At 64.0% G+C, this 3,005-nt stretch carries 1 protein-coding gene and 3 pseudogenes; all 4 read right to left on the reverse strand.

The window, feature by feature from the left end:
• Window positions 1–156 precede the first annotated feature (156 nt).
• The gene (locus ACXX9E_RS28725) at window positions 157–417 is read right to left on the reverse strand and encodes a hypothetical protein (RefSeq protein WP_458556645.1); all 261 of its coding nucleotides are present in this window, start codon (window positions 415–417) and stop codon (window positions 157–159) included.
• A gap of 313 nt (window positions 418–730) precedes the next feature.
• Window positions 731–1,513 (reverse strand): annotated as a pseudogene (locus ACXX9E_RS28730) (metal ABC transporter permease); the annotation flags it as partial.
• Window positions 1,506–2,272, reverse strand: a pseudogene (locus ACXX9E_RS28735) (ATP-binding cassette domain-containing protein). The pseudogenes ACXX9E_RS28730 and ACXX9E_RS28735, both read right to left, overlap by 8 nt.
• A 4-nt stretch (window positions 2,273–2,276) precedes the next feature.
• Window positions 2,277–2,745, reverse strand: a pseudogene (locus tag ACXX9E_RS28740) (transcriptional repressor); the annotation flags it as partial.
• Between the last annotated feature and the right edge of the window lie 260 nt (window positions 2,746–3,005).

Below are 3,005 nucleotides of genomic sequence, written 5' to 3' on the forward strand. Positions count from 1 at the left end.
TCAAGACCATCTGCGCCGTACTGTGCGAAATATCTGCTTCAACACCTTCATCAAATCCTGAATTTTAACTTCTTCACCCGCTCAAACCAGTAGACTCGCCGAGCCAACTGGCATAGTTGATCGGTACGTGCGCCTGAACGTCATCTGCACTCCGGGTCACCACATCGGCGGCGATCGCATCGAGTCGCCGGCGAAGTTGCGGTCATCGGTGATGTTCAGCGCCACGTGGGTGCTTGGTGGTCGGGGTTGATCACCTTGGCTTCTCGGTTTGGCTTCGGCAGCGAGCAGTGCGGCTTCAGCTTTTCGAGCCCCGGCTTTGCGGTCTTCGGCGATGGCGCCGTTGACGCCACCGGTCAGTGCGCTGGAGCCTTGGGCATCAGGGCGCGGTACATGGCTCCAGCGCAGTGGCGGCGGCATCGGACATGTTGCTTTTCTCGTAGATCATCCTGCATGATGGCGCAGGTAGGCTTCGGCGTACTGCTGCTGGTATTGCTCAGGGACTCGATCGTTGGGCCGCGCCTGGCAAGGTGGCCAGTCGGCTTCGGCGCTGCGCAGCCGGCCGCTGGCCAGGCTTGCTCCAGCCGTGCCATGGCCGTGGCCGCGTGTTGGGGACTTCAGCCACGGCGGCGTGCTTCGGCAGGCGCCCAGGCAGCACGGGGAACGTGACAGCGAGCAGATAACGGGAGGCGAACGGCTTCATCCCTGCGACTCTCGAATCGCGAAGCCAGCCACCTCGACGGGGCAGAACAGTCTCAACAATAAACAGCGCGGCCGCCGTCACAACCATCGACGGCCCGGCCGGGCGTCCTTGAACCACGACAGCGCCAAGCCCGCCACATGGGCGAGCATGCCCAGGTCGGCGCCCAGCGCCATCTGCTCCGGCGAGCGGGCGTGACGTTGTGCCGCAGCGGCCGGGGCACGATCAGCAGCGAGGTGAAGATCTAGCAGCACCCTGACCGATTTCTTGATCGCCACCGCAATCACTACTGCGATCAACAGCATCAACGCCATACGCAGGCCGGCCACCGGCAGGGCCTTCGACTCGGCCACTTCGACGGTGATCGCGAGCAGATGGCCCGCTACAGCGTCACCAGCAACACCAGCACCGCCGCGCTGCGCCCAGGCAATCGACGTCATCGGTCTGGATCTATCGCCAGCAGGTCACGAACAGCAGGCCATCAGGTCGATCCGGACTCCATGCATGAAGCTCAGACCGACGCGACGAGAAGGACTCGGCGAGAATTTCGACAGTGTGTCGGACGCCAGCGGCTGGCGCTGTTCCGGCAAGGTCACGAGCAAAACGCCAACAACAGGGCAACCGACCGTGACCGCCACCGCCGGGCCGACATCCAGCAGAAAGCCGAGTGCGACACCGAGCAGTGCGGCGTGGGACAGGGTGTCGCTGAAATACGCCATGTGCCGCCAGACCGACGAGCCACCAGCTGAAGCGGCAACCCGCGACGAGCGCCAGCGCCAGACCTGCAAGCAGGGCATACAACAGAAAATCAGCCATGCTTGCAGTGGTGCTCCGTGAACGTGGGCGTGGGCCGCATCGGGCGCCTTGACCTACGAACCGTGCAGGTCGTGGGCGTGGTCGTGATCGGCGAGATCGCCAGGCTTGGCGTATTCTCGCCGAACAGCTCGACGAACGCTGGATCGCTGCGACCTGCTGGACGCCCAGCAGCAGACATCACGGTTGAGGAGCACCACCTGGTCGGCGGCGCTCATGACCAGATGCAAATCGTGGACACCATCAAGACCACGAGTGTGATGGTCGCGAGCTGGGGAATCAGGCTGTACAGCTCGGCTTGGCCGGGCAACATCGACGCCTTGGACCGGGCCGATCCAGCACGAAGAACTCCGGCTCGCGCAGCAGCGCCGAAGCCAGCACGCGCTGGATCGCACCGCTGGAACGCTTCGGACCGGACTGTCGATGACGTGTTCGGCACCGACTTCGTAGCGCCGCCAGTGCACGCGGACGGTTGACGCTGGGCACCAGGCGCAGGAAGCGCAGCACCGAGAGCGGCAAGGTCGGATCGACGCGCAGTTTCTTGCGGCATGTAGCGAACGCGCAGTTCGGCTTGCGCCAGACGCTGCCACCGTCCGGTTTCAGCAGGCCGAGCATGGCGCGCACCAGGGTGGTCTTGCTCGTACTGTTGGGGCTGATCAGGGTGACGCTGCCTTGGCCTCGACGCTCATCGATATCGTCCAGCACCGCCTGCCCGGCAAACGTGACGGCGACGTGCTGAAGACGGATCAACGGCTTGCTCATCAAGCCCCTGGCAACCGGAGCACAGGCCGACCACTTCGACAGCTCGGGGTTCCGACGATGAAACCGACATCCCTGGCGCCGTCGATGATCGTGCCGATCACCTTCCGTTCAAAACTCTATCGCCGCGTGGCAGTCGCGGCAGATCAGGAACTGGCCCTGATGCGCGTGCTCGCAATGCACGCCGACGAAGGCGTTGAGCCAGACGGCGCACGATGCGTTTTCCAAGAGGTAGTTCAGCGGCTGGCTACACGGCCTCGGTGGTGCGCGCGACGACCTCGCCGCTCGAACACCGCGCAGACGTCGTAGGCGCCGAGCGGCTTGCGGCTCTGCCAGACGCAGTTCGAGCACCCGCCCGCGACGCAGTCAGGCGCAGGCCTTTCTGGCGCAGCAAGGCATCGGCCTCGGTCCAGCGGCGCCTGCGGCACGCAATGAGAGTGGTCGTGGGGACGGCTGCAATTGGCGCGAAGAGGCATGGTGGTGACGAGTTTCACAAGACGTCATCAACGTCACCCGTTCTCGCCTCCTTGAGCTGGTCATCGAGGAGTCCGACTTCTTCCGTTCCGCGTCGTCTCAGTTCTGCCATCTCGGTTCGGCTCAGGCCAGGTCAAGGTCCTCACCAGCATCAAACTGTTGCACCTGATTGCTGCGGCAGTGCAGGACTGTGTGCGGCCGATCCGGAGGTGCTGCTCGCCGCTGTGCTAGGTGCTGTACAGGCTAGTCTCTATGTTCCAGA

It is taken from the genome of Pseudomonas sp. GNP014 (genome assembly GCF_054344005.1).

Excerpts from the sequence above, each read along its gene's own strand:
- ACXX9E_RS28725 (WP_458556645.1), bottom strand. The coding sequence starts at position 417 with ATGCCGCCGCCACTGCGCTGGAGCCATGTACCGCGCCCTGATGCCCAA.